This window comes from Streptomyces sp. NPDC051578, from assembly GCF_044454045.1.
GTDB lineage: Bacteria > Actinomycetota > Actinomycetes > Streptomycetales > Streptomycetaceae > Streptomyces.
In genome coordinates, this window is the sequence record NZ_JBITDH010000001.1 from 1391260 (window position 1) to 1417449 (window position 26190).

Below are 26190 nucleotides of genomic sequence, written 5' to 3' on the forward strand. Positions count from 1 at the left end.
TGTTGTGACGGCGCGACTACCCCCGCGCCGGACATGGAAACGCCCCGGCACGCAAACGCCCCCGCGGCGGTGGTCCGGCCCGCGGGGGCGTTCTCGTACGGTCGTGCCCGCCTACGCGGGGATCCAGGCGTAGCAGGCGGTCGAGTCGAACTCGGCGGTTCCCGCCGGGATCGTCGCCGTGATCTTGTCACCGGCCTTCGGCGGGGCCGCGGGGCCCGAGGCGAGGACCGATCCGTCACTGCCCTTCGCCTCCCAGGAGCAGGTGGTGCTCTGGGTCAGCGCCCGGTAGGTGCCCGGGGCGGGCGACTGGTGGCGGCCGTCGCCGAAGCCCTTCTCGGCGGCGGCCAGGATCGGCTTCTGCTCCGGGCACAGGAACGGGATGGCGTCCTTCGCACCCGGGATCTCACCCGCGACGATGGCCCCGGTGGCCGCGTCCTTGTCGTGCTTCGCCGTGCGCTCCACCCGCTGGCAGGACTCCTGACCCGTCTGGAGGACGGCCGCGGGGTCCATCTTCTCCGGGACCCGGCCGCTCAGGTACTTCTTCTCCGTCTCGGTGAAACTGCCCGTCTTGGGGACGAGCTTCGAGTCGGGGAGGACCGGACCGGACGGCTTCGCCCCGGGTGAGGCCGGCGCGCCCGGGCTGTCGGCGGGGTCCGGCGCCGGGGAGGCGGCCGGCGGCTTCGGCTTGGCGCCCGCCGGGTCGGCCTTCACGTCGCCGTCCGAACTGCAGGCGGTCAGGGTCAGGGCGGCGGCCAGCAGAACAGCAGCCGCTGCGGAGCGTCGGTACATCAGGGGGCTCCCGTACTTGCCGGTGGTGGACAAAGGAGTACGGGGCCTGCCGCGCGGGCAGGCCCCGTACTCCGTCAGGCGGGTGGTGGCTCGGCCGTTACTTGGGGCCGAAGGTGAGGATCAGCTGCGGTGCGGCGTCCGCGGCCGTGGCCTCCGAGGACCAGATCCACAGCGGGTCGGTGCCCGTGCTCGTCAGGGCCATGCTGTAGCCGGTGCCCAGCACCGCGGAGACGGCGGTGGTGTCCAGTTCGACGTTCTGGATCGCCGAGCCGTCCGGAGCGCCCGCGAGGGATCCGAGCGGGGTGGTGCCGAGGGTCGGCTTGGTGTTGAACGTCGTGCCCGCGGCGCTCCAGGTGCCGGTGACCGGTACCACGGTCACGGTGTCGGCCGTACCGGCGCCGGTCTGCGTCGTGGTCTTGACCTGGAGCGAGGCCGCCTTGAGGACCGTCCCGGCCGGGGCGGCCGGCAGGTTGAAGCGCAGGTACGTCTCGTACGCCGAGGTGCCGCGCACCGCGAGCGAGGTGGACGTGCCGTAGGCCTGGCTCGGGGCGCCCTGGTTGATGTAGGTGTCCTCGGTCGCCACGACCTTGGAGACCGTGTCGGTGGGGGCCTTGGCAAGGTCGTAGTGGTTCTTGACCTGGGCCTGGGTCAGCGCCGTCGGGTAGACGGCCGTCTCGTCGATCTGCCCGGCGAAGAAGTTGCTCGTCGGACGGTTCGGCCAGCTGCTGAGGTTGTCGCCGCCCACGTGCCAGAAACCGGCGTACTGCTGGGAGCCCGTGACGTTCAGCGTGCCCTTGTTCTGACCGTCGACGTACAGCGCCATGCCCGAGGGGCCCTGAGTGCCGACGACGTGGTGCCACTTGTTGTCGTTGTACGTCTCGAACAGGCCGGTGGAGATGGTCCGGGTCGAGCCGTTGTACACGCCGAAGACCAGACGGCCCGCGTTGGTCATGTACAGCTGCTTGTCGTACGAGCCGCTGTTGCGGTCGGTGTTGTCGCCGAAGCCGATCAGCTTGCCGCCGCGCGTGGTGTTCGTCTTGAACCAGGTCTCGATGGTGTAGCTGCCGCCGACCGTCTGGCGGTGGTCGCTGTACACCTGCTGGCTGCTGCCGTTGAAGCCCATCGCGGTGCTGGCGCCGGAGACGGCACCGGGCGTCTGGCGCAGGGCCGGGGCGTTCAGCTGGATGCCGCTGGTGTTGCCGCCGGTGGAGGAGTCGGCGACGTAGGGGCTGACGGTGTCGTCGTAGCGCCAGTACAGGTTGGCGCCGTCGGCGCGCACCTGGTTCGGGTACGACTGGACCGAGGCGGGGACGGTCACCGAGGCGGTGGCCGACAGCGCGCTGGTGTTGCCCGCGGCGTCGGTCGCGGTCACGCGGTAGGTGTAGGACTGGCCGGCCTTGACCGTGGTGTCGGTCCAGGAGGCCTGCTGCCGCTCGAACTCCAGGGAGTCGGCGGTCATGGTGTGCGCCGGGGTCGAGGAGCCGTTGCGGTAGATCCGGTAGGTCAGCTTGCTGTCGTCCTCGTCGTAGCTGGTGCGCCAGCGGACCTGGACCTCGCCGGGCTTGACGCTCGCGGCGCTGGCGACCGGGGTGGTCGGGGCGCCGACGTCACCGGTGGAGGCGAAGCGGGTGAGGCCCTGCTGCGCGACGCCGTTGACGGTGGTGAACTCGCCGCCCACCCACATGTACTTGGTGTCGCCCTTGTCGGCGACCGCCATGACGCGCGGGCCGATGCCCTCGCCGAGGCCGTCGTTGGTGTCGGGGAACCAGCCGAGCTTGCGGGGGCTGGCCACGAAACCGTCCACCGGGGCGGGGGGCGCGCCCTGGTAGTCGGTGGGCTGGGCCAGCAGGTGGTGACGGCGGCCGTCGGGGTACTCGCCGTTGAGCGTGCAGTCGTGGGCGTGCGAGGAGCTGTAGAGCACTCCGTCGTACGGCAGGACGAACTGGGTCGCGCCGAGGCAGCGGTCCCGCCACTTCTCGCTGAAGTCGCTGAGGTTGAGACCGATGCGGCCGTCAAAGACGCCGCCGCCGGAGCCCTCGTTGCCCGTGTAGAAGCCGGTCGCGTCGGTCGCGATCGACTTGACGACCGAGTTGGACGGGATGTTGCCGTACGTCTTGGCGACTGCGCCCGTCGCGGAGTTCACGACCGCCAGCGCGTGCGTGTTCTGGCCGTTGACCGTGAAGAAGTCACCGCCCAGCAGCACGTTCTTGCCGTCGGGGGTGACCGCGACCGCGCGGCCGGGCTCGTCGGCGTTGGCGACGAAGGGCCTCAGGGCACCGGAGGTGGCGTCGACCGCGGCGAACCGCTCGCGGGTCTGGCCCTCGACGGTGGTGAAGTCGCCGGCCGCGTACAGCGTGTCGTCGCTGACGGCGAACGCGCGCACGGTGGCGGGGAAGCTCGGGTGGAACGAAGCCTTGGGGGTGCAGGTCTCGATGTCGATCGCGGCGACGCTGGAGACCGGCGTGCCGTTGACGGCGCCGAAGTAGCCGCCCGCGTACAGGGTCTTCTTGTCCTTCGAGACGGCCAGGGTCCGCACGGTCGCGCTGCCGTCGCCGACGGTGAAGGCCAGCTTGCAGGAGGTGGGGGCGCCCGTCGCGGCGTCGAGCGCCACGAAGTTCACCGCTTCCTGCTCGGTGCCGCTGCCGCTGCCGTCCGGCGGGCGGACCGTCGAGAAGGTGCCGCCGGCGAAGACGGTGCCGTTCGCCTGGGCCATCGCCCAGACGATGCCGTTGGGCTGCCAGGTCGGCAGTTCGTCGGCGGTGAATGCCACGGGCGGCGTGATGGCGGACGCCTCGGGCATCAGCACCAGGCCCAAGCCGGTGCCGGCCCCGGCCAGTGACAGGACGAGGGCAGCAGTCAGCCCTCTGGATCTACGCATGAGCCCCCCAGGGCAATCGCCCGGTTTGATGGCTGGAACTATCCGAACAGCCATATGTACTGGCGCAGACTAGGGCTCACGCGAGGGCCCGGTCACCTCACTTGACCCATTGCATACCAACTTGGAATCAACAGGTTCCACACGGAGGGCGCACGGCGGACATACGGCAGGTTTGCCCCGGTCACGGGGGCAGGGACCTGCACGTCATGACCGGGACACGGCAAATCTAGGGGAAATATAAGGCTTCTAGCGGTCGATGCGGACCGTTACGCCCGCCAACTGGTCCTCCACCTGCCGGATGTCGGCGTCGACCATGATCCGAGCGAGTTCGGCCACCAGGACCGTCGGCTTCCAGCCGAGGATCTCCTGCGCCTTGGAGGCGTCGCCGATGAGGGCGTCGACCTCGCTGGGGCGCTCGTACTTCGGGTCGTAGCGCACGTGCTCGGTCCAGTCGAGGCCGGCGTGGCCGAAGGAGGATTCGACGAACTCGCGGACGGTCGCGGCGACCCCGGTGGCGACCACGTAGTCGGTGGGCTCGTCCTGCTGGAGCATCCGCCACATGGCGTCGACGTACTCCGGCGCGTAGCCCCAGTCGCGGACGGCGTCGAGGTTGCCGAGGTAGAGGTGGTCCTGGAGACCGGCCTTGATCCGGGCGACCGCGCGGGTGATCTTGCGGGTCACGAAGGTCTCGCCGCGGCGCGGGGACTCGTGGTTGAAGAGGATCCCGTTCACCGCGAACATGTCGTACGCCTCACGGTAGTTCACCGTCGTCCAGTACGCGAAGACCTTGGCCGCGCCGTAGGGGCTGCGGGGGTGGAACGGCGTCTGCTCGTTCTGCGGCGGCGGGGTGGAGCCGAACATCTCCGAGGACGAGGCCTGGTAGATACGGGTGTCCACGCCGCTGGCGCGGATGGCCTCCAGCAGGCGCAGCGCGCCGAGGCCGGTGACGTCACCGGTGTAGAGGGGTGCGTCGAAGGAGACGCGGACGTGCGACTGCGCACCGAGGTTGTAGACCTCGTCGGGGCGTATGTCGCGCAGCAGGTTCACCAGGGCGACGCCGTCGGACAGGTCCGCGTGGTGCAGCACGAGGGAGCGGTTCTCGGTCTGCGGGTCCTGGTAGATGTGGTCGATCCGCTCCGTGTTGAAGCTGGAGGAGCGCCGCACGAGCCCGTGCACCGTGTACCCCTTGGAGAGCAGGAGCTCGGCGAGGTACGAGCCGTCCTGCCCGGTGACGCCGGTGATCAGTGCGGTCTTGCCCATAGGGTCCCCCTGGTTGTCGTTGCGGTCTGTCGTGCCGGCCGGCGGTCTTCCACCGGCCCTGTCGAGGCTGCGCCTCATGGTGTGCGGCGGGCCCGCCGCGCCGTGGAGGGCGGCGGCCCGCAGTGCGGGGCGGGCGGGCCCTCGGCCGCGGCGCGCGCAACGCCGAGGGCCCGGCCCCGGGGGCCGGATGGGTACCGTACACGCCCGTTCCGGAACCTCCCCCACCGCATTCGGCCCCGGCCGCACCGCCGAAGGCCCCCGCGGCCCCGGGCCGCCCCTCCCCCGTAAACCCGGGGCAGCGGACTGGCATCATCGGCGGTATGACAAGTTCGCTGCCGCTCCTGCCCCCGCACGCCCGCGTCTTCGTCGCCGGCCACCGCGGCCTCGTGGGGTCCGCGGTCGCCCGGCGGCTGACCGCCGACGGCCACGAGGTGCTCACCCGCAGCCGCGCCGAGCTCGACCTGCGCGACGGCGCCGCGACCGAGGCGTACCTGCGGGACGTCCGCCCCGACGCCGTGGTGCTGGCCGCCGCCAAGGTCGGCGGGATCATGGCCAACAGCACCTACCCGGTGCAGTTCCTGGAGGACAACCTCAAGATCCAGCTCAGCGTCATCGCCGGGGCGCACGCCGCCGGGGTGGGCCGGCTGCTGTTCCTGGGCTCCTCCTGCATCTACCCGAAGCTGGCCCCGCAGCCCATCAGCGAGGACGCCCTGCTGACCGGCCCGCTGGAGCCGACCAACGAGGCCTACGCCCTCGCCAAGATCGCCGGGATCGTGCAGGTCCAGTCGTACCGCAAGCAGTACGGCGCCTCGTACGTCTCGGCCATGCCCACGAACCTGTACGGCCCGGGGGACAACTTCGACCTGGAGTCCTCGCACGTCCTGCCCGCCCTGATCCGCCGCTTCCACGAGGCGGCGGCCGAGGGGCGCGAGGAGGTGACGCTGTGGGGATCGGGCACCCCGCGCCGCGAGTTCCTGCACGTGGACGACCTCGCCGCCGCCTGCGCGGTGCTGCTGGAGCGCTACGACGGCGACGAGCCCGTCAACATCGGCTGCGGCGAGGACCTCACCATCAAGGCACTGGCCGAGACGGTCGCCGAGGTGACCGGCTTCGAGGGCCGGCTCGCCTGGGACACCTCCAAGCCGGACGGGACGCCCCGCAAGCTGCTGGACGTCAGCCGCCTGACGTCGCTGGGCTGGAAGCCCGGCATCCCGCTGCGCGACGGCATCGCGTCCACCTACCGCTGGTGGCTCGACTCGCAGACGTCGCGCTGATCGCAAGGCCGGCCCCTCAGTACGCTCCGCGGCCGTCGACGACGGCGCGGAGCGTACGGCCCATGACGTCGACATCGCTGGTGAAGGACCAGTTGTCGACGTACTGCAGATCGAGCTGAATCGTTTCGTCCCAGGACAGGTCCGACCGGCCGCTGATCTGCCACAGACCCGTCATACCCGGCCGCACGGTCAGCCGGCGCAGCTCGGTCTCGTCGTACCGGGCCACCTCCTCGGGCAGCGGCGGGCGCGGGCCGACGAGGGACATGCTGCCCGTCAGCACGTTGAACAGCTGGGGCAGTTCGTCCATCGAGGTCCGGCGCAGCAGCCGGCCCACCCGGGTGACACGGGGGTCCCTGCGCATCTTGAACATCAGGCCGTCGTTCTCGTTGGCCCCCGCCAGCTCCGCCTTCAGCCGGTCGGCGTCCACGACCATCGTGCGGAACTTCCACATGACGAACGGGACCCCGTCGCGCCCGATCCGGCGCTGGCTGTAGAAGGCCGGCCCGCGCGAGCCGAGACGTATCGCCAGCACCAGCGCGAGGAAGAGCGGCGACAGCAGCAGCAGTCCGACGGCGGCCCCCGCCCGGTCCAGCGCCGCCTTGAGCAGCGGCTGCACGCCCCTGCGCACGGGCGGCGCGATCCGCAGCACGGCGAGCCCGCCCGCGGAGAGGGTCTCCAGCCGCTTGACGGATATCTCCACCAGACCGGGGAAGACGGCCAGTTCCAGCCCGGCGTCGTGCAGCGCCCAGGCGATCCGGCGCAGCCGCTCCCCGGCGATCCGCACGCCCGGAGCCACGAGCACCAGGTCGGCGTGGTGGGTGCGGACGGCGCCGAGCACGGCGGTGGCGTCCTCGTTCCGGCCATACGAGACCGCGTCCAGCCGCGCCGCGACGGGCACACCGCCGTCCAGCCGGCCTTCGCCGACCGGGACGACGCCGACGACCACGTAGGGGTGGTCGGTGCGCGAGGCGAGGTGCGCGATCACCCCTTCGGCGGCCTCGGGTTCGCCGACGACCAGGACCCGGCTGACCGCCTGGGCCTCCCTGCGGGCGGCGAAGAGGTGGCGGTAGGTCAGCTTGTGGCAGGCGACGGTGATGAGCAGGGCGGGCAGCAGCGCCCCCAGCGCCGCCAGCCGCGGGGTGCTTTCGCCGGTCACCACGCGGGCGACGGCGAGGACGCCGATCAGAATCAGCCAGTCGTGCACGACGGGCAGCACTCCGCGGGACTCACCGAGCACCCGGGTCGCGTACCGTCGACGCAGCGCCTGTACCGCCGTCCACGCGAGGGCCGCACCGACTGCGCAGTAGACGGGCCGGGCCTGCTGCGCCGCGTCGAAGACGAGTCCTACGGGGACGGCCGCACCCAGGAAGTCGGCCGTGACCGCCGCGGGAAGGTACCAGCGGGCCTTGTCGCCGAGCCGGCCCGGGGGCGCGGAACTCGACGCGATCGGATCGACGGCCGCCCCGGCCACTCTTTGCGCAGGAAAATGGACATGCCTCATGGGCCCCCCTGGCACGTGGTCTATGACAGTGGCGTGTGCCCGCGGCTTCCCCTGGCGACGGGCATCTGACGCACCGGGAAACAGTACGACAAACACCCGTACGGTAAATGCCGTTTGCGTTAACGAGGTCCCTCGTTGCTCAAGTGTTAGCAACCGGTATCTGTAGTTCCGGATGTTTCGGCGGCTTCTCTCATACAAAAGTGAATGGTTCGGATACCGGATACGTCTCTTCGGACAACGGACTGTTTCCAGCCAACCTTTTGATGTGGCCCTGACATCGACGCCCGCAGGTGACACTCTTCGACCGTTCATCGCACCAGCCCTGATCTGCCCGGTGGCCCACCCAGCCGTCCGGAACCCCCCTTGCAGAAGGAGTTTGCGTTGAGTCACACCCCCCAGCGGCGCGCCACCGCGGCCGGCGCCCTCGTCGCCGCCGCGGCCCTGCTCGCCGTAGGCATTCAGGCCGGATCCGCCAGCGCCGACGCCACAGCGTCGTCGCAGTCCACCAAGGCGGCTCAGCCCAACCCGGGCGCGGCCGCCCGCCTGCTCAGCGCTTCGGAGCGTGCGACGCTCCTCGCCGACGCCAACTCGACCACGGTGCAGGCGGCCAAGGCCCTCGGCCTCGGCGGCAAGGAGCGCCTGGTCGTCCGCGATGTGGTCCAGGACGCCGACGGCACCACCCACACCACGTACGAGCGCACCTACGACGGCATACCCGTGCTCGGCGGTGACCTGACGGTCCACGCCAAGGGCGGCGTCACCAAGAGCGTGACCAAGGCCACCAACCACGAGATCAGCGTGGCGGACACCAGCCCCTCCGTCGCCCCCTCGGCGGCCGAGAGCCAGGCCGTCTCCTCGGCCAACGCCGCGGGCGCCAAGCAGGCCAAGCCCTCCAAGAACGCCCGCAAGGTGATCTGGGCGGCCGAGGGCGCGCCGGTCCTCGCCTTCGAGACCGTCGTCGGCGGCCTCCAGGACGACGGCACCCCGAGCGAACTGCACGTGGTCACCGACGCCAAGACCGGCGCGAAGATCACCCAGTGGCAGGCCATCGAGACCGGCACCGGCAACACCATGTACAGCGGCCAGGTCACGATGGGCACCTCGCAGTCGGGCAGCAACTACACGCTGACCGACGCCGGCCGCGGCGGCCACAAGACCTACGACCTCAAGGGCGGCAGCTCCGGCACCGGCACGCTCTTCACCAACACCACCGACGTCTGGGGCAACGGCGCCGCCTCCAACCGGGAGACCGCCGGCGCGGACGCCCACTACGGCGCCCAGCTGACGTGGGACTACTACAAGAACGTGCACGGCCGCAACGGCCTGCGCAACGACGGCGTCGCCCCGTACAGCCGGGTCCACTACGGCAACGCCTACGTCAACGCGTTCTGGGACGACGGCTGCTTCTGCATGACGTACGGCGACGGCACCAGCAACACGCACCCGCTGACGTCCATCGACGTGGCCGCGCACGAGATGACGCACGGTCTGACCTCGGTCACCGGCAACATGACCTACAGCGGTGAGCCCGGGGGTCTGAACGAGGCGACCTCCGACATCATGGCGGCGAACGTCGAGTTCTACGCCAACAACCCGCAGGACGTCGGCGACTACCTGGTCGGCGAGAAGATCGACATCAACGGCGACGGCACCCCGCTGCGCTACATGGACAAGCCGAGCAAGGACGGCGGGTCCAAGGACTACTGGTCCTCCAGCCTCGGCGGCCTCGACGTCCACTACTCCTCGGGCCCGGCGAACCACGTCTACTACCTGATGTCCGAGGGCTCCGGCGCCAAGGTCATCAACGGGGTCAGCTACAACTCGCCGACCTCCGACAACCTCCCGGTCACCGCGATCGGCCGCGACGCCGCCGCGAAGATCTGGTTCCGCGCGCTGACGGTCGGCTACTTCAAGTCGAACACCAACTACGCGGCCGCCCGTACCGCGACCCTCCAGGCCGCCGCCGACCTGTACGGCCAGGGCTCGACCACGTACAACAACGTGGCCAACGCCTGGGCGGGCATCAACGTCGGGGCCCGCATCACCTCCGGCGTCTCGGTCACCCCGATCGCCAACCAGACCACCCAGGTCAACACCGCTGTGAGCCTTCAGGTCCAGGCGACCAGCACCAACCCGGGTGCGCTCAGCTACGCGGCGACCGGTCTGCCGGCCGGCCTGTCGATCAACTCCTCCACCGGTCTGATCTCGGGTACCGCCACCACCGCGGGCACGTCCAACGTGACCGTCACGGTGACCGACTCCGCGGGCAAGACGGGTACGGCGTCCTTCACCTGGACCGTCGGCACGGTCGAGCAGAACGTGTTCGAGAACACGAACGACTACCAGATCGCGGACAACTCGACCGTCGAGTCCCCGATCACGGTGACCCGCACGGGCAACGCCCCGAGCACCCTCAAGGTGGACGTCAACATCGTCCACACCTACGTCGGTGACCTGCGGGTCGACCTGGTCGCCCCCGACGGCTCCGTCTACAACCTGCGCAACCGCACCGGCGGCAGCGCGGACAACATCGTCCAGAGCTTCACCGTGAACGCCTCCTCCGAGGTCGCCCAGGGTGTCTGGAAGCTGCGGGTGGCGGACCTCGCCTCCGCGGACACCGGCTACATCAACAGCTGGAAGCTCACCTTCTGACCCCGACAGGGGTGACGGGGGCCGAGCCGAAACCCGGCTCGTCCGATTGATCGCGGGGCCGCCCGGGAGACGACCTCCCCGGGCGGCCCTGTTCCATAGGGCTTGAACGACGTGTCCGCGACGTGCAAGGGCCCGGCACCACGGGGGTGCCGGGCTCTTGCGCGTCGTGCGGTCCGCCCGCCCCGCGGCTGCAAGTCAGGCCGGGTCAGGTCAGGTCAGGTCAGGTCAGGTCAGTCGATGGCGCCGAAGATGCGGTCGAACATGTCGGGACCCTGCTCGCCGGCGCGGCCCTGCTCCTCTTCGCGCCGGTCCTGCTCCTCGCGGGCCTGCTGCTCCATGCGCGCCTGCTCGTCCCGCTGCGCCTGGTCCTGACGGGCCATCTCCTCCTGGCGGGCCAGTTCCTCGCGCTGGGCCTGGTCCTGACGGGCCTGCTCCTCGCGGGCCTGCTCGTCACGCGCCTGCTCGTCACGCGCCTGCTGCTCCTGAGGCGCCTGCTCGTCGCGGGCCTGCTCCTCGCGGGCCTGCTCGTCGCGCGCCTGCTGCTCCTGAGGCGCCTGCTCGTCGCGGGCCTGCTCCTCGCGGGGCTGCTCGTCGGCCGGCTGCGCGGCCGGCTCGTCCACGGGCGGCTTCACCATCTCCTGCACGGCCGGCTTGGCGCCGCTCTGCACCGGCGCCCCCGCCATGCCCGGCCCGGCTTCGCGGCGGCGGCCCCGGTCCTCGTCGCCGTTGCCCGACTCGTCGTCGTTCCCGTCGTGGCGCCCGTTGTTCCAGCCGTCGTTGCGTCCGTCGTGGCGGCCCTCGTTGTCCTCGTCGTCCACCGGCTTGAAGAGCACCGAGCGGACCTGGACGCCGTGCGCCCGCTCCCCCGGCGCCAGCACCCGCTCCGCCCGCTCGCCGCACTCACGGTCCCGGAACAGCACCGCCAGCGACTCCGTCTCGTTGCGCACGGTGGTCGCCGGGTTCTCCCACGAGGTGCCCGTCAGCCTGTAGCAGGTGTCGTTGTCCGCCGGGCGGATCTGGCGGTGCTCGTCGCCGCCCACCTCGTCGTCGTCGTCGACGAGGTACTCCAGGCGGCCCAGCGGGCGGCGGCCGTCATCGTCGTCGTGATCCGCCGCCACGGTGGCGCCCGCGGTGGGCAGGACGAGGGCAAGGGCACCGAGGAGTGCGGCGGCGGTGGTACGAGCACGCATGAAGAGTCCGTTCTCTGGTCGGCTGGAACGCCGGGTCCGGTGGCTTCCAGCGGGAGCGTAAGAGCGGACGATTCGGACAAAACGATTCAGCATGGCCAGCGCGGTCGAAGGTTCACCCTCCTGGATCGGTCCGCGGGGCCGATACGGCAGTCACCGCGGCGGCGGGCCCCGCGGCTGCCGCCGCGTCCCGCGCTCAGACCGGGTCCGGCACCGCCACGGCCTCCGCGGGCCGGCCACCGGCCTGCGGCGCGCCCGCGCTCCGCCCCGCCGAGCGGATCAGCAACACGACGGCGAGGGCGCCCAGCAGACCCATCACCCCCGAGGCCACGAAGGTCTCCCGCAGCCCGTTCACGAAGGCCGCCTCCACCCACGCCTTCGCTGCCGGGGCCGCCGCCAGCAGCCGCCCCGCGCCGCCGGACGCGAGCGCTTCGGCGGTACCGCGCGCCTGACCGGATCCGGCGAGCCCGTCCGCCAGCCCGGCGTGGAAGAGGGAGCCGAGCACCGCGATGCCGAAGGCCATCCCCAGCTGCCGCGCCGTGTTCAGCGCGCCTCCGGCCATGCCCGCCCGGGCCGGGGCCACCGCCCCCATCGCCGTGGCCGCCAGCGACGGGATCGCCGCACCCACCCCGGCCCCCGTCATCACCAGGCCCGGGACCAGCGCCGGCCAGCCGTCACCGGCGTCCAGCATCCAGGCCTGGAGCAGCGCGCCCGCCCCGATGAGCGCCAGCCCGCCGCCTACGGTCAGCCGCGCCGGGGCACCGTGCAGGAGCCGCCCGGCCAGCGCCGAGACGAGGAACGAGGCCAGGCTCAGCGGCACCACCACCAGGCCCGCGCCGACCGGGCTCATCCCCTCGACGGACTGGAGCCAAAGGGAGACGTACATCAGGTACGAGAACGCCGCCCCGGACAGCAGCAGCGCGGCGGCCATGACACCGACGAAGGTCCTGCTGCGGAACAGCGAGAGGTCCAGCATCGGGCGGGCGGTGCGCAGTTCGACGAGCACGAAGACGGCGAAGGCGGCCGCGCCGAGGCCGAGGAGGCCGAGGGTGGCGGCGGAGGTCCAGCCGTTCTCGCCGGCCCGGATCAGTGCGTACGTGACGATCCCCGCGCCCGCGGTGAAGGCGGTCATGCCGGGCAGGTCGAGGCCCTTGGCGTGCGGGTCTCGGGAATCGGCGACCGCCTTGAGGGTGACGTACACGGCCAGGGCGCAGACGGGCAGGTTGATGTAGAAGATCCAGCGCCAGCCGAAGTGCTCGGTCAGCAGCCCGCCGATGATCGGCCCGGCCGCGGCGGCGGCTCCGTTGACCGCGCCCCACACGCCGAAGGCGACGCCGCGGTCGCGGCCCTGGTACGCGGCGCTGAGCAGGGCCATGGTGGTGGCGAACATCGCCGCTCCGCCGAGGCCCTGTACGGCGCGGAAGGTGATCAGGACGGCGGGGCCGGTGGCCAGGCCGCAGGCCAGCGAGGCGGCGGCGAAGAGCACGAGGCCGCCCAGGTAGACGCGGCGCCGGCCGATCCGGTCGGCGAGGGAGCCCGCGCCGAGCAGCAGGGCCGCCAGCGCCAGCGCGTAGACGTCCATCACCCATTGGAGGGCCGAGAACCCGGTGTGCATGTCGGCGGCCATGTCCGGCAGGGCGACGGTCACGATCGTGACGTCGACCAGGAGCATGAAGGCCCCCAGACAGACCGCAGTCAGCGGCAGCCACTTACGCATGAATCTCTCCTTGTGGGGGTTTCGCGTCATCGGTGACCCCAAGGTCTCAGCGCCGGCCCCGCATCCCACACCCGGCCCCGGTCTGCCGACGGATTTCTGTCATGGGCGGCTCTGGGATGATGGAAAGCATGAACCGGACCGTGCCGAACGAGGAGCTCGACCTCCTCGACCGCTCCCTGATCCAGGCGTTGATGATCGACGGGCGGGCTCCGTTCAGCCGGCTCGCCGAGGTGCTGGAGGTCTCCGACCAAACGGTGGTGCGCCGTTACCGGCGGATGCGGACCGGCGGCCTGATCCGGGTGATCGGCATGCCCCAGGGGCGCCGCGTCGGGCTGTTCGAGTCATGGCTGCGCGTGCAGTGCGCGCCCGACGCGGCGCTGGTGGTGGCCGAGGCGCTGGCCCGCCGGCCGGACATCTCCTGGGTCAAGCTGGGCTCGGGCGGGACGGAGATCCACTGTCTGACCAAGGCCCGCACCCGCGCCGACCGCGACGGCCTGCTGCTGGACAAGCTCCCGCGCACCCGCCGGGTGACCGGGGTCAGCGCGCACACGCTGCTGCGGATCTTCGTCGGCGGACCGGAGCGGTGGTGCGGGCTGGACGTGCTGCGGCCCGAGCAGGTCGCGGCGCTGGAGCGGCCGCCGGTCCTGCCGGGGCTGGAGCGGCACACCCTGGACGAGGTCGAGCTGGCGCTGCTGTCGGTGCTCGGCCGGGACGGGAGGGCCGGCTACCCCGAACTGGCGCGCGCGTCGGGCCTGTCGGAGTCCACGGCGCGTCGCCGCCTGGAGCGGCTGCGGGAGCTCGGGGCCCTCTACCTGGACGTGGAGCTCGTCCCCACCCGGCTGGGCTACGAGGCGGAGGCCACCTTGATGCTGACGGCGGCGCCCGCGCGGCTGGCGGAGGTGGGCGCGGCGGTCGCCCGGCACGAGGAGGTGCCGTTCGCCGCCGCGGTGACCGGGGCGGCGAACCTGCTGGCGGTCGTGGTCTGCCGGGACACGGACGCGCTGTACACGTACCTGACGGAACGGATCGGCGCCGTGCCCGGCATCGAGCGGGTCGAGGTGATCCCGACCCTGCGGAACATCAAGCGGGCCGGGATGCTGGTGGAGGACGGGCGGCTGGTCGACCCCTAGGCCTGCCGCGCAGGCGGGCGCTCAGGCCCCGGCCCCCCGGCCTTGCGGCTCGGGCCCTGCGGCTCGGACCCTGCCGCTCGGGCCCGTGGCCCTCGGGCCTGCCCCTACGGGCCCCCGCCGCCCGCCCCCGCCGGTCTCACCTCAGCAGTACCCCGCCCGCCACGTCCGCGTCGGCGCCGGCGTCCTGCGGGCCCGCGACCAGGCCCAGTTCGGCCGGGCTCGCCAGCAGCGGGTGCGCGGGCAGGATCCGTACGGTGTAGCCGAAGGGCCCCGTACGGTCCAGGGCGAGCGGCCCCTCGTAGACCCAGCGGCCCTCCAGGTCGGGCCCGGAGGCCGGTTTCAGCGGGAATGTCCGGGCGGCCTGGATCACGTCCTGCGCGTCCACCCGGCCGGCGACGGCCTGCACCTCCACGTCCTCCGGCGCGAGCGTGTCCAGCGCCACCCGCACCCGCAGGGTGAGCGTGGCCCCGAGCTCGGCGGTCCCGCCGACGGGCGCTGCGGCGAGCGCCTCCACGTGCTCGACGGTGACCCGGGGCCAGGCCGCGCGGACCCGGCCCTTCCACCAGGCGAGGTCCCGGGCCGCCTCCGGGTCGAGGGCGCGGTGGGCGAGCGCCGCGGGGGCGTAGAGCCGCTCCACGTACTCCCGCACCATCCGCCCCGCGAGCACCTTCGGCCCCAGGGAGACCAGGGTGCGCCGGACCATCTCGATCCACCGCTCGGGCAGTCCGCTGCGCCCGGCCCGGTCGTAGAAGCGGGGGGCGACCCGGCTCTCGATCAGCTCGTAGAGGGCGTTCGCCTCCAGGTCGTCGCGCCGCTCGATGTCCGTCCCGGCCCCGTCGGCGGTGGGGATGGCCCAGCCGAAGTCGGGCTCGAACCACTCGTCCCACCAGCCGTCGAGCACGGAGAGGTTGAGGCAGCCGTTGAGCGCGGCCTTCATCCCGCTCGTACCGCAGGCCTCCAGCGGGCGCAGCGGGTTGTTCAGCCAGATGTCGCAGCCCGGGTAGAGCTTCTGCGCCATGGCCATGCCGTAGTCGGGCAGGAAGACGATGCGGTGGCGCACCCGCGGGTCGTCGGAGAACCGCACCAGTTCCTGGACGAGGCGCTTGCCGCCGTCGTCGGCGGGGTGCGCCTTGCCCGCCACCACGATCTGGACCGGCCGGTCCGGGTCCAGCAGCAGCCGGCGCAGCCGCTCCGGATCGCGCAGCATCAGCGTGAGCCGCTTGTAGGAGGGGACGCGGCGGGCGAAGCCGATGGTCAGCACGTCGGGGTCGAGTACGCCGTCCACCCAGCCCAGCTCGGCGTCCGCGGCCCCGCGCTGCTTCCAGGAGGCCCGCAGCCGGTCGCGCACCTCCTGGACCAGCTGCTCGCGGAGCACCCGGCGCAGGTCCCAGACCTCCTGGTCGGGGATGCCCGCCACGGCGTCCCAGCGCGGGGACCCGCCGACGGAGAGCGCGTCCTCGGTCCGGCCGGCCCCGATCTGGCGCGCGCCGAGCCGCATGACCTCGGGCGCCACCCAGGTCGGCGCGTGGACGCCGTTGGTGATGGAGGTGATCGGCACGTCGACGGGGTCGAAGCCGGGCCACAGTCCGGCGAACATGCCCCGGCTGACGGCGCCGTGCAGGGTGGAGACGCCGTTGGCGCGCTGGGCGAGGCGCAGGCCCATGACGGCCATGTTGAACACCCCGGGGTCGCCTCCGGGGTAGGACTCCGCGCCCAGTTCGAGGATCCGCTCGACGGGTACGCCGGGCAGCTCGCCACCCTCGCCGAAGTGCCGGGCGACCAGGGCGCGGTCGAAGCGGTCGATGCCGGCGGGGACGGGGGTGTGCGTCGTGAACACGGTGCCGGCGCGGACCGCCTCCACGGCGGCGTCGAAGCCGAGCCCCCGGTCACCTTCGAGTTCCCTTATGCGTTCGAGGCCGAGGAATCCGGCGTGTCCCTCGTTGGTGTGGAACACCTCGGGGTCGGCGTGACCGGTCAGCCGGCAGTACGTCCGCACGGCGCGGACGCCGCCGATGCCGAGCAGCATCTCCTGGAGCAGCCGGTGGTCGCTGCCGCCGCCGTAGAGCCGGTCGGTCACCTCGCGGGCGGCGGTGTCGTTGTCCTCGACGTCGGAGTCGAGCAGCAGCAGCGGGACCCGGCCCACGCGGGCTTGCCAGATGTGCGCGTGCAACGACCGGCCGCCCGGAAGGCTCAGGGTCACCCGGGCGGGCGTGGCGTCGGCCTCGCGGACGAGGGCGACGGGGAGCTCGTTGGGATCGAGGACGGGGTAGTGCTCCTGCTGCCAGCCGTCACGGGAGAGGGACTGGCGGAAATAGCCGTGGCGGTAGAGCAGTCCCACGCCGATGAGGGGGACGCCGAGGTCGCTGGCGGCCTTGAGGTGGTCGCCGGCGAGGATCCCGAGCCCGCCGGAATACTGCGGCAGGGCTGCGGTGATCCCGAACTCGGGCGAGAAGTAGGCGATGGCGGCGGGCAGGTCCCCGCCGTTCTCGTGGGTCTGGTACCACCTCCCGCCGTGGACGTAGTCATCGAGGTCTGCGGCGGCCACGGCCAGCCGCCGCAGGAACCGCCGGTCGCCGGCGAGCTCCTCCAGGCGGCCGGCTGACACGGCCCCGAGCAGTCGCACGGGGTCGCCGGCAGCGGCCTGCCAGCCCTCGGGGTCGACGGATTGGAAGAGTTCGCGGGTTTCCGCGTGCCAAGACCAGCGCAGGTTGCGCGCGAGGTCGGCGAGTGGCAGCAGCGGCTCGGGGAGGACGGGGCGCACGGTGAATCGACGGATAGCCTTCACGTGTTCCACCTTCGCAGGGGATTGCGGATCGGAGCGGCCGCACCACGCTGTGCACCCGCGCATCCGTCCACTTTGGATCCACTTCCGGAGCCACGAGGCTAGCCCGCGAAGGCGCCGCGCGGCCACGACGCCAACAGGCGGGCGGGCCGCGAAGGGGGTATACCGGTGTAGGTCCGGGAGTTTCCAACCGACTTGACGGAGCCTCGGCGGATGTCGAGCCGGGGCTTGGTTATCGGCGTGCCACTACGTACGAGTAGTTAACCAAGCACGCGGATTGGGCGGGACGAGAGTGGGAAGGGCTCCCCGGGTACACGCACGGCGCACACCGCCCACCACCTCTCCCGCCACCCGAGTGAACGCGGACAGGAGCGGCCATGCCCGCAGCCCAGCCGTCTTCTGAACGGCTAGAAACAGAGCGAACAGAGCGTGCACTGCCGGCTGCCCCGTCTGCCGGACCGCCCACACCTAGCCCCGCGAACTGCCCCCAGGTGATCCCATCATGATCGGTCGCATTCCCGTGCTGGACGTCCGCCCTGCCGTCGACTGCGGCGCCAGACCCGCCAAGGCGGTCGTGGACGAGGTCTTCCGGATCTCGGCCACCGTGTTCCGCGAGGGCCACGACGCCGTTTCCGCCCACGTCGTACTCCGAGACCCGAGCGGACGGCTGCGGCCACCCGTGCCGATGCACGAACTCGCTCCCGGTACCGACCGGTGGGGCGCCCGGGTCTGCGCCGACACGGAGGGACGGTGGACGTACACCGTCGAGGCGTGGAGCGACCCCATCGCCACCTGGCGCTCGCACGCCGCCATCAAGATCCCCGCGGGGATCGACACCGGGCTGATGCTGCTCGAAGGCGCGGAGCTGTACGCGCGGGCCGGTGCGAAGATCCCCAAGAAGGACGGGCGCGCGCACGTGCTGGCCGCCGCCGAGGCGATGCGCGACGAGGACCGGGAGGTCTCCGTACGGTACGCGGCGGCCCTCGCGGCGCCGGTGACCGAGGCCCTCGCGCGGCGCCCGTACCGGGAGCTGGTCAGCGCCGCCAAGCCGCTGCCGCTGCTGGTCGAGCGCAAGCGGGCCCTCTTCGGCTCCTGGTACGAGATGTTCCCCCGCTCCGAGGGAGCGGTGGTGGAGCCCGGCTCGGCCCCGGTGAGCGGGACCTTCCGGACGGCCGCCGAGCGGCTGCCGGCGATCGCCGCGATGGGCTTCGACGTCGTGTACCTGCCGCCGATCCACCCCATCGGCAGCACCTACCGCAAGGGCCCCAACAACACTCTCTCAGCGGGTAGTTGGGATCCGGGTGTGCCGTGGGCCATCGGGTCGACCGAGGGCGGCCACGACGCCGTCCACCCGGAGCTGGGCACCATCGAGGACTTCGACGCCTTCGTGGCGCGGGCCCGTGAGCTCCGGATGGAGATCGCCCTGGACTTCGCGCTCCAGTGCTCGCCGGACCATCCGTGGGTGGAGAAGCGACCGGAGTGGTTCCGTCACCGCGCGGACGGGACGATCGCGTACGCCGAGAACCCTCCGAAGAAGTACCAGGACATCTTCCCGATCCATTTCGACACCGACATGGCCGGGATCGTCGAGGAGACGGTCCGGATCCTGCGGCACTGGATGGACCACGGCGTCCGGATCTTCCGCGTCGACAATCCGCACACCAAGCCCGTCGTCTTCTGGCAGAAGGTGATCGCGGACATCAACAAGACCGACCCCGACGTGATCTTCCTGGCGGAGGCCTTCACCCGCCCCGCGATGATGCGCGCCCTGGCCGCCGTCGGCTTCCAGCAGTCCTACACGTACTTCACCTGGCGCAACACCAAGGCGGAGCTGACGGAGTACCTGACCGAGCTCACCGACGACCGTTCGGCGGCCGTCATGCGGCCGAATTTCTTCGTCAACACGCCGGACATCCTGCACGAGTACCTTCAGCACGGCGGACGTCCCGCCTTCGAGGTGCGGGCCGTGCTCGCCGCCACCCTGTCCCCCACCTGGGGGATCTACGCCGGGTACGAGCTCTGCGAGAACGAGCCGGTCAGGCCGGGCAGCGAGGAGTACCTGAACTCCGAGAAGTACGAGTTCCGGCCACGCGACTGGACCGCCGCCGAACGTGAGGGCCGCACCATCGCCCCGCTGATCACCACCTTGAACCGGGTCCGCCGCCGCAATCCCGCCCTCCAGCAGCTGCGCGACCTCCACTTCCATTCGACCGACAACGAACAGGTGATCGCCTATTCGAAGCACGCCGGAGCCAATTCCGTACTGGTGGTCGTCAACCTCGATCCGCACCACACCCAGGAGGCGACCGTCTCGTTGGACATGCCGGTACTCGGCCTCGACTGGCACGGGTCCCTCGCGGTGCGCGACGAGCTCACCGGCGAGACCTATCACTGGGGCAGGGCGAACTACGTGCGCCTAGAGCCGGGCAGGACGCCCGCGCACGTGCTGGCCGCTCTGCGACCGTCCCCGCCCACCGGAGGGTCACCCATCACATGATGATCAACGATCCCGTCCCCGACATGTTCGAGGACACCCCCGCCAAGGACCGCGACCCCGACTGGTTCAAGCGGGCGGTGTTCTACGAAGTCCTCGTCCGCTCGTTCCAGGACAGCAACGGCGACGGCGTCGGCGACCTGCAGGGACTCACGTCCAAACTCGACTACCTCCAGTGGCTGGGCGTGGACTGCCTCTGGCTTCCGCCGTTCTTCGCCTCGCCGCTGCGCGACGGGGGCTACGACGTGTCCGACTACACGTCGGTGCTGCCCGAGTTCGGCGACCTCGCCGACTTCGTGGAGTTCGTGGACGCCGCGCACCAGCGCGGCATGCGGGTGATCATCGACTTCGTCATGAACCACACGAGCGACCAGCACGAGTGGTTCCAGCAGTCGCGCAAGGACCCGGACGGGCCGTACGGCGACTACTACATGTGGGCCGACAACGACAAGCAGTACCAGGACGCCCGCATCATCTTCGTCGACACCGAGACCTCGAACTGGACGTACGACCCGCTGCGCAAGCAGTACTACTGGCACCGCTTCTTCTCGCACCAGCCGGACCTCAACTACGAGAACCCGGCCGTGGTCGAGGAGATCATCTCGGCGCTGCGCTTCTGGCTGGACCTCGGCATCGACGGCTTCCGCCTCGACGCCGTGCCCTACCTGTACGCCGAGGAGGGAACCAACTGCGAGAACCTGCCGCGCACCCACGCGCTCCTCAAGCGGGTCCGGGCCGAGATCGACGCGCACTACCCCGACACCGTCCTGCTCGCCGAGGCCAACCAGTGGCCCGAGGACGTGGTCGACTACTTCGGGGACTTCACCAAGGGCGGGGACGAGTGCCACATGGCGTTCCACTTCCCCGTCATGCCGCGCATCTTCATGGCGGTGCGAAGAGAGTCCCGCTACCCCGTCTCCGAAATCCTGGCCAAGACCCCGGCGATCCCGGCGAACTGCCAGTGGGGCATCTTCCTGCGCAACCACGACGAGCTCACCCTCGAAATGGTCACGGACGAAGAGCGCGACTACATGTACTCCGAGTACGCCAAGGACCCGCGGATGCGGGCCAACATCGGCATCAGGCGCCGGCTCGCCCCGCTCCTGGACAACGACCGCAACCAGATGGAGCTGTTCACCGCCCTGCTCCTGTCGCTGCCCGGATCACCGGTGCTCTACTACGGCGACGAGATCGGCATGGGCGACAACATCTGGCTGGGTGACCGGGACGGCGTGCGCACGCCCATGCAGTGGACGCCGGACCGCAACGCCGGTTTCTCCTCCTGCGATCCGGGCAGGCTGAACCTGCCGGTCATCATGGACCCCGTCTACGGGTACCAGGTCACCAGCGTCGAGGCGGCGATGGCATCGCCCTCCTCGCTCCTGCACTGGACGCGCCGGCTCATCGAAGTCCGCAAGGCCAACCCCGCCTTCGGGCTCGGGTCGTACACCGAACTGCCGTCGACCAACCCGGCGGTGCTCGCGTTCCTGCGCGAGTACGGAGACGACCTCGTGCTGTGCGTGCACAACTTCTCGCGCTTCGCCCAGCCCACCGAGCTGGACCTGCGCTCGTTCAACGGGCGGGTGCCCGTCGAACTCACGGGCGATGTGCGGTTCCCGCCGATCGGCGAATGGCCGTACCTGCTCACGCTCGCGGGCCATGGCTTTCTGTGGTTCCGCCTGCGCACTGAGTAGTCCGGCACCGAAAAGCGGGTAACGGCGGTACGGGGCGGGCGCGCGAATGGGTCAATCGCCCGCCCCTGTACGGATCATCCTGACCCGACACTCGCACACCGCCGGACAGCAACCATCGCCATCCGGGACACTCTGCGCATTCTGTGACGGCCCGGGGAAAGGACGCGACGCCATGTCGGAGGCTGCATCCGCCCGGAGCCGCCAGGGAAGCCTGGCAGGAGTCCCGCTCGGACCGCTGGAGCCCATGCTGCGGGCCTGGCTGCCGAAACAGCGCTGGTTCGCCGGCAAGGGACGCCCCATCACCCGGCTCCGGCTGGTCTCGGCCGTCGAACTGCTGCCGCCCGGGGCCTCGCCCGGGCTGCTCCACCTGCTGGTCGGGGTGGACGCCGAGGGCAGTTCGGACTGCTACCAGCTGCTGCTCGGGGTACGCCCCAACCTGCCTCCGGCGCTCGCGCCCGCGCTGATCGGGTACGCCGAGCAGGGCCCGTACGCGGGGCACGCCGTCTACGAGGGCCTCGGCGATCCGAGGCTCGCGGCGCTGCTGCTGGAACGATTGCGCTCGCCGGGCGCGCTCGGCCCGCTGCGCTTCGAGCGGGACCCGCACGCGCTGATCCCGGCGGCGCCCGCGCCCCGGCCGCTGTCCGGAGAACAGACCAACTCCTCGCTGATCTACGGGGATTCACACATCCTCAAGGTGTTCCGCCGGGTCGGCCCCGGGGTCAACCCCGATCTGGAACTGCCCCGGGCCCTGGCCGCCGTCGGCTGCGCCCGGGTACCCGCGCCCGTCGCCTGGTACGAGGCCGAACTGCCCGGCTCCGAACCGCTGACCCTGGGCGTGCTCCAGCCGTACCTGCGGGGCTCCGACGACGGGTGGCAGCTCGCCCTGCGCCGGCTCGGCGCAGGGGCCGACTTCACCGCCGAGGCGCACGCGCTGGGCCGGGCCACCGCCGAGGTCCACAGCGCGCTCGCCGACGCCCTGCCCACCGTGGCCCTGGATCCGGAGCAGACCGCCCGGCTCGCCGCCGGGATGACGGCCCGGCTGGCCGCCACCGCCCGCGAGGTGCCCGCGCTGCTGCCCTACGAGGCGGGGCTGCGCGGGGCGTTCGACGCGCTGGCCGCCTCCCGGGGCGCCGGGGTCGCCGCCCAGCGGATCCACGGGGACCTGCACCTGGGGCAGACCCTGCGGACCCCCGACGGCAGCTGGGCGCTGATCGACTTCGAGGGCGAACCGGCCCGGCCGCTGGCCGACCGCCGCCGCCCCGAACCGGCGGTGCGCGACATCGCCGGGATACTGCGTTCCTTCGACTACGCCGCCCGCTCGCACCGGCCGTTCGCCCCCGCGTGGGCCGACGACTGCCGGGCCGCGTTCTGCGAGGGCTACGCGCGCACCACCGGGCGCGACCCGCGGGAGGACCCCGTCCTGCTGCGGGCGTACGAGACCGACAAGGCGGTGTACGAGGCCCGCTACGAGTCCCGGCACCGCCCCGACTGGCTGCACGTCCCGATGGCGGCGATCCGGCGGCTTTCGGAGCCCCAGCGGCCGGCCCACCGGCTGCCGCCCGTCCCGGGCGGCGCCGCCCACCCCCAGCCCCATCCGAAGCCCCCGAGGAGGCCGCTCGCGTGAGCGCCGCACGACAGCCGTCACCGACCGTCCGCGACGAAGCCGCTACCGCCCCCGAGCCCGCGAGGAAGGCTCGTGCCCCCCGCGCCCGGCGGCCCGCCGCGCCCCAGGGCGTCTCGCCGGCGCCCGTGCTCGACGCCGGGGAGCGGGCCCGGCTGCTGGAGGGCCGCCACCACGACCCGCACGCCGTACTGGGCGCCCGGCCCGGGCCCGGCGGGGTGGTCTTCCGCGCGCTGCGCCCGTACGCGAAGTCCGTCACCGTCCTCGCCGGCGAGCTGCGGGCCGAGCTCGACGACGAGGGCGACGGCCTGTTCTCCGGGCTGCTGCCCCTGCCCGAGGTGCCCGAGTACCGCCTGCTCGTCGGGTACGACGGCGACGGGGCCGAGGTACACGACCCCTACCGGTTCCTGCCGGCGCTGGGCGAGCTGGACCTCCACCTGATCGGCGAGGGCCGCCACGAGGAACTGTGGACGGCACTGGGGTCCCGGGTCATGGAACACCAGGGCGTGAGCGGCACCCGCTTCACGGTGTGGGCGCCCAACGCCCAGGGCGTGAGGCTGATGGGGGACTTCTCGTACTGGGACTCGGGCGCGTACCCGATGCGCTCGCTCGGCTCGACCGGGGTGTGGGAGCTGTTCCTGCCGGGGGTCGGCGAGGGCACCCTCTACAAGTACGACATCACCCGCCCCGACGGCGGCCACACGGTACGCGCCGACCCGATGGCCCGGCGCGCGGAGGTCCCGCCGGCGACCGCCTCGATCGTCACCGACTCCCACCACACCTGGCAGGACTCCGAGTGGATGGCCACGCGCGGCGCCCGGCCGGCCCACCTGTCGCCGATGTCCGTCTACGAGGTGCACCTGCCGTCGTGGCGGCCCGGGCTCTCGTACCGCGAGCTCGCCGAGCAGCTCCCCGCGTACGTGCGGGAGCTGGGCTTCACGCACGTGGAGCTGATGCCGGTCGCCGAGCACCCGTTCGGCGGGTCCTGGGGCTACCAGGTCACCGGCTACTACGCGCCGACCTCGCGGATGGGCACCCCGGACGACTTCCGGTTCCTCGTGGACTCGCTGCACCGGGCCGGGATCGGCGTGATCGTCGACTGGGTCCCGGCGCACTTCCCGCGCGACGAGTGGGCGCTGGCCGAGTTCGACGGCAGGCCGCTGTACGAGCACCACGACCCGCGGCGGGCCGCCCACCCGGACTGGGGGACGCTGGAGTTCGACTACGGCCGCAAGGAGGTGCGCAACTTCCTCGTCGCCAACGCCGTGTACTGGTGCGAGGAGTTCCACATCGACGGGCTGCGGGTGGACGCGGTGGCCTCGATGCTCTACCTCGACTACTCGCGCGAGGAAGGCCAGTGGCTCCCGAACGAGCACGGCGGGCGGGAGAACTGGGACGCGGTGGCGCTGCTCCAGGAGATGAACGCGACCGTGTACCGGCGCTGCCCGGGCGTGGTGACGATCGCGGAGGAGTCCACGGCATGGGAGGGCGTGACCCGGCCGACGGACGCGGGCGGGCTGGGCTTCGGCCTCAAGTGGAACATGGGCTGGATGCACGACACGCTGCGCTACGTGTCGAAGGAGCCGGTGCACCGCAAGTACCACCACCACGACATGACGTTCGGGATGATCTACGCGTACAGCGAGAACTACGTGCTGCCGATCTCGCACGACGAGGTGGTGCACGGCAAGGGCGCGCTGGTGTCGAAGATGCCCGGCGACTGGTGGCAGCAGCGGGCCTCGCACCGCGCGTACCTGGGCTTCATGTGGGCCCACCCGGGCAAGCAACTGCTGTTCATGGGACAGGAGTTCGCGCAGGGGGCGGAGTGGTCGGAGGAGCACGGGCCGGACTGGTGGCTGGTGGACCCCGGGTACTCGGCGGCCGGTGACCACCGGGGCGTGCGCGACCTCGTGCGGGACCTGAACCGCACCTACACGGCGACGCCCGCGCTGTGGGAGCGGGACACCGTACCGGAGGGGTTCGCGTGGGTGGAGGCGGACGCCTCGGACGACAACGTCTTCGCGTTCCTGCGGTACGCCGAGGACGGCTCGCCGCTGCTGGCGGTGTCCAACTTCTGCCCGGTGGTCCGGCACGGCTACCGGATCGGGGTGCCGGAGCAGGTGGCACAGTGGCACGAGGTGATCAACACGGACTCCGAGGCGTACGGCGGCAGCGGGGTGCGCCACCTCCAGCCGCTGCGCCCCGAGCCGGTCGCGGCCCAGGGGCGCCCGGTGAGCCTGCGCCTCACGCTGCCGCCGATGGCGACGGTCTGGTTCAAGCCGTAGCGAGCTCGGGCTCCAGCTCCTGGAGGAGCTTGCGCTTGGCGCGGGCCCCGACCATCTGCCGGACGGGTTCGCCGTCGCGGAAGACGATGAGGGTCGGCAGGGACAGCACCCCGTACCGGATGACGGTGGCGGGGTTGCTGTCCGCGTCGATCTGCACGACCTTGAGCCGGTCGGCCTCCTCGGCGGCGATCGCGGAGATCACGGGCGCGATCTGCCGGCAGGGGCCGCACCAGCCCGCGGTGAACTCCAGGAGCACGGGGCGGCCCCGTTCGCCGAGCACCTCGGCCTCGAAGTCCGCGTCGGTCACTTCGGCGACGCCTTGAGCCTTCATCTTCTTCCCCATTCCTCTGGTCGGTCCTCTTGCCGGGCCCCGGCCGGCCTCCCGGCCGGGGCCCCTGGTCAGGTCAGTTCACAGCGGGGTGCGGCGGCCTCCCCGGCCGCCTCCTCGGCTTCGGCCAGCTGGCGCGCGACCGTCTCCCGTACGTCGGCCAGCCGGCCGATGACCGCGTCGAGCTCGGCGAGCTTGCGCCGGTAGACGGCGAGCGAGGCCGGGCAGGAGTCCCCGGCCGGATGTCCGGCGCGCAGGCACTCCACGAAGGGCCTGGTCTCCTCCAGCTCGAAGCCGAAGTCCTGGAGCACCCGGATCTGACGCAGCAGGCGCAGGTCTTCCTCGTCGTAGGTGCGGTAGCCGTTGCCGGTCCGCCGGGCGGGCAGCAGCCCGCGCGACTCGTAGTACCTCAGGGTCCGCGTGCTGGTCCCGGCCCGCTCCGCCAGTTCGCCGATTCGCATGCCGCGACCGTAAGCCTTGACGTCGAGGTCAAGGCAAGGAGGCGTTCGGGGCCCTCGCCACCCCCGTAGGCGAGGGCCCCCGGTACGGATCACGTGGGCGGTGGATGGCCGGTTCAAGGTCGTGACGGGGATCACTC

At 71.7% G+C, this 26190-nt stretch carries 16 protein-coding genes; 7 read left to right on the plus strand and 9 right to left on the minus strand.

Features of this window, described 5'->3' with window-relative positions; genetic code table 11:
* Nucleotides 1-111: 111 nt before the first annotated feature.
* The 3 genes from ACIA6C_RS06175 to gmd all read right to left on the minus strand — a co-directional run bounded on the left by ACIA6C_RS06175 (nt 112) and on the right by gmd (nt 4927).
* Nucleotides 112-789: a hypothetical protein gene (locus ACIA6C_RS06175; RefSeq protein WP_399273253.1), complete on the minus strand. Its 678-nt coding sequence runs from the start codon at nt 787-789 to the stop codon at nt 112-114.
* A gap of 97 nt (nt 790-886) precedes the next feature.
* On the minus strand, nt 887-3667 hold the full coding sequence (locus tag ACIA6C_RS06180; RefSeq protein WP_399273255.1) for a LamG-like jellyroll fold domain-containing protein: 2781 nt from the start codon (nt 3665-3667) through the stop codon (nt 887-889).
* 246 nt (nt 3668-3913) lie between these two features.
* Nucleotides 3914-4927: a GDP-mannose 4,6-dehydratase gene (gene gmd / locus ACIA6C_RS06185; protein WP_361128431.1), complete on the minus strand. Its 1014-nt coding sequence runs from the start codon at nt 4925-4927 to the stop codon at nt 3914-3916.
* A 320-nt stretch (nt 4928-5247) separates the two neighbouring features.
* Between gmd and ACIA6C_RS06190 the strand changes: the two genes are divergently transcribed.
* Nucleotides 5248-6201 (plus strand): GDP-L-fucose synthase, encoded by a 954-nt coding sequence (locus ACIA6C_RS06190; RefSeq protein ID WP_366079999.1) that lies wholly within the window; start codon nt 5248-5250, stop codon nt 6199-6201.
* A gap of 16 nt (nt 6202-6217) precedes the next feature.
* On the opposite strand, the gene ACIA6C_RS06195 is transcribed toward ACIA6C_RS06190, so the two are convergent.
* Nucleotides 6218-7702: a sugar transferase gene (locus ACIA6C_RS06195; RefSeq protein WP_399273258.1), complete on the minus strand. Its 1485-nt coding sequence runs from the start codon at nt 7700-7702 to the stop codon at nt 6218-6220.
* Between the two features lie 381 nt (nt 7703-8083).
* Between ACIA6C_RS06195 and ACIA6C_RS06200 the strand changes: the two genes are divergently transcribed.
* Entirely contained in the window at nt 8084-10354 is a 2271-nt protein-coding gene (locus ACIA6C_RS06200; RefSeq protein WP_399273260.1) for a M4 family metallopeptidase, read from the plus strand.
* Between the two features lie 230 nt (nt 10355-10584).
* Here ACIA6C_RS06200 and ACIA6C_RS06205 read toward each other — a convergent pair whose 3' ends face one another.
* Nucleotides 10585-11544 carry a hypothetical protein gene (locus ACIA6C_RS06205; RefSeq protein ID WP_399273262.1) on the minus strand — a complete coding sequence of 320 codons (960 nt, stop codon included), beginning with the start codon at nt 11542-11544 and terminating at the stop codon, nt 10585-10587.
* 193 nt (nt 11545-11737) lie between these two features.
* Nucleotides 11738-13258 (minus strand): MFS transporter, encoded by a 1521-nt coding sequence (locus ACIA6C_RS06210; protein ID WP_399273264.1) that lies wholly within the window; start codon nt 13256-13258, stop codon nt 11738-11740.
* A gap of 128 nt (nt 13259-13386) precedes the next feature.
* On the opposite strand from ACIA6C_RS06210, the gene ACIA6C_RS06215 reads away from it, so the two are divergent.
* Entirely contained in the window at nt 13387-14388 is a 1002-nt protein-coding gene (locus tag ACIA6C_RS06215; protein ID WP_366078876.1) for an AsnC family transcriptional regulator, read from the plus strand.
* Nucleotides 14389-14524: 136 nt separating this feature from the next.
* Here ACIA6C_RS06215 and glgP read toward each other — a convergent pair whose 3' ends face one another.
* Complete coding sequence (gene glgP, locus ACIA6C_RS06220; protein WP_399273266.1) at nt 14525-17173, minus strand: alpha-glucan family phosphorylase; 2649 nt, start codon at nt 17171-17173, stop codon at nt 14525-14527.
* Nucleotides 17174-17672: 499 nt separating this feature from the next.
* Here glgP and ACIA6C_RS06225 point away from each other — a divergent pair, with 499 nt between their 5' ends.
* The 4 genes from ACIA6C_RS06225 (at nt 17673) to glgB (ending at nt 25264) form a co-directional block, all read left to right on the plus strand.
* Complete coding sequence (locus ACIA6C_RS06225) at nt 17673-19667, plus strand: alpha-1,4-glucan--maltose-1-phosphate maltosyltransferase (protein WP_399273268.1); 1995 nt, start codon at nt 17673-17675, stop codon at nt 19665-19667.
* Nucleotides 19664-21358, plus strand: coding sequence for a maltose alpha-D-glucosyltransferase (gene treS / locus ACIA6C_RS06230; RefSeq protein ID WP_366078879.1), 1695 nt, complete (start codon nt 19664-19666; stop codon nt 21356-21358). Before ACIA6C_RS06225 ends, treS begins: the two co-directional genes overlap by 4 nt.
* 172 nt (nt 21359-21530) lie before the next feature.
* On the plus strand, nt 21531-22982 hold the full coding sequence (locus ACIA6C_RS06235; RefSeq protein ID WP_399273270.1) for a maltokinase: 1452 nt from the start codon (nt 21531-21533) through the stop codon (nt 22980-22982).
* Nucleotides 22979-25264, plus strand: coding sequence for a 1,4-alpha-glucan branching enzyme (gene glgB / locus ACIA6C_RS06240; RefSeq protein ID WP_399273272.1), 2286 nt, complete (start codon nt 22979-22981; stop codon nt 25262-25264). The genes ACIA6C_RS06235 and glgB overlap by 4 nt, the downstream gene beginning before the upstream one ends.
* Here glgB and ACIA6C_RS06245 read toward each other — a convergent pair.
* Together ACIA6C_RS06245 and ACIA6C_RS06250 are read right to left on the minus strand one after the other, a co-directional pair.
* A complete protein-coding gene (locus ACIA6C_RS06245; RefSeq protein ID WP_366078882.1) occupies nt 25254-25607 on the minus strand; it encodes a thioredoxin domain-containing protein in 354 nt (117 codons plus the stop codon). The genes glgB and ACIA6C_RS06245 overlap by 11 nt on opposite strands.
* Nucleotides 25608-25663: 56 nt before the next feature.
* Nucleotides 25664-26053: a MerR family transcriptional regulator gene (locus tag ACIA6C_RS06250; protein WP_361128463.1), complete on the minus strand. Its 390-nt coding sequence runs from the start codon at nt 26051-26053 to the stop codon at nt 25664-25666.
* Between the last annotated feature and the right edge of the window lie 137 nt (nt 26054-26190).

Excerpts from the sequence above, each read along its gene's own strand:
- gmd (WP_361128431.1), bottom strand. The coding sequence starts at position 4,927 with ATGGGCAAGACCGCACTGATCACCGGCGTCACCGGGCAGGACGGCTCG.
- ACIA6C_RS06210 (WP_399273264.1), bottom strand. The coding sequence starts at position 13,258 with ATGCGTAAGTGGCTGCCGCTGACTGCGGTCTGTCTGGGGGCCTTCATG.
- ACIA6C_RS06195 (WP_399273258.1), bottom strand. The coding sequence starts at position 7,702 with ATGAGGCATGTCCATTTTCCTGCGCAAAGAGTGGCCGGGGCGGCCGTC.
- treS (WP_366078879.1), top strand. The coding sequence starts at position 19,664 with ATGATGATCAACGATCCCGTCCCCGACATGTTCGAGGACACCCCCGCC.
- ACIA6C_RS06215 (WP_366078876.1), top strand. The coding sequence starts at position 13,387 with ATGAACCGGACCGTGCCGAACGAGGAGCTCGACCTCCTCGACCGCTCC.
- ACIA6C_RS06225 (WP_399273268.1), top strand. The coding sequence starts at position 17,673 with ATGATCGGTCGCATTCCCGTGCTGGACGTCCGCCCTGCCGTCGACTGC.
- ACIA6C_RS06190 (WP_366079999.1), top strand. The coding sequence starts at position 5,248 with ATGACAAGTTCGCTGCCGCTCCTGCCCCCGCACGCCCGCGTCTTCGTC.
- ACIA6C_RS06175 (WP_399273253.1), bottom strand. The coding sequence starts at position 789 with ATGTACCGACGCTCCGCAGCGGCTGCTGTTCTGCTGGCCGCCGCCCTG.
- ACIA6C_RS06245 (WP_366078882.1), bottom strand. The coding sequence starts at position 25,607 with ATGGGGAAGAAGATGAAGGCTCAAGGCGTCGCCGAAGTGACCGACGCG.
- ACIA6C_RS06250 (WP_361128463.1), bottom strand. The coding sequence starts at position 26,053 with ATGCGAATCGGCGAACTGGCGGAGCGGGCCGGGACCAGCACGCGGACC.
- ACIA6C_RS06235 (WP_399273270.1), top strand. The coding sequence starts at position 21,531 with ATGTCGGAGGCTGCATCCGCCCGGAGCCGCCAGGGAAGCCTGGCAGGA.
- ACIA6C_RS06205 (WP_399273262.1), bottom strand. The coding sequence starts at position 11,544 with ATGCGTGCTCGTACCACCGCCGCCGCACTCCTCGGTGCCCTTGCCCTC.
- ACIA6C_RS06180 (WP_399273255.1), bottom strand. The coding sequence starts at position 3,667 with ATGCGTAGATCCAGAGGGCTGACTGCTGCCCTCGTCCTGTCACTGGCC.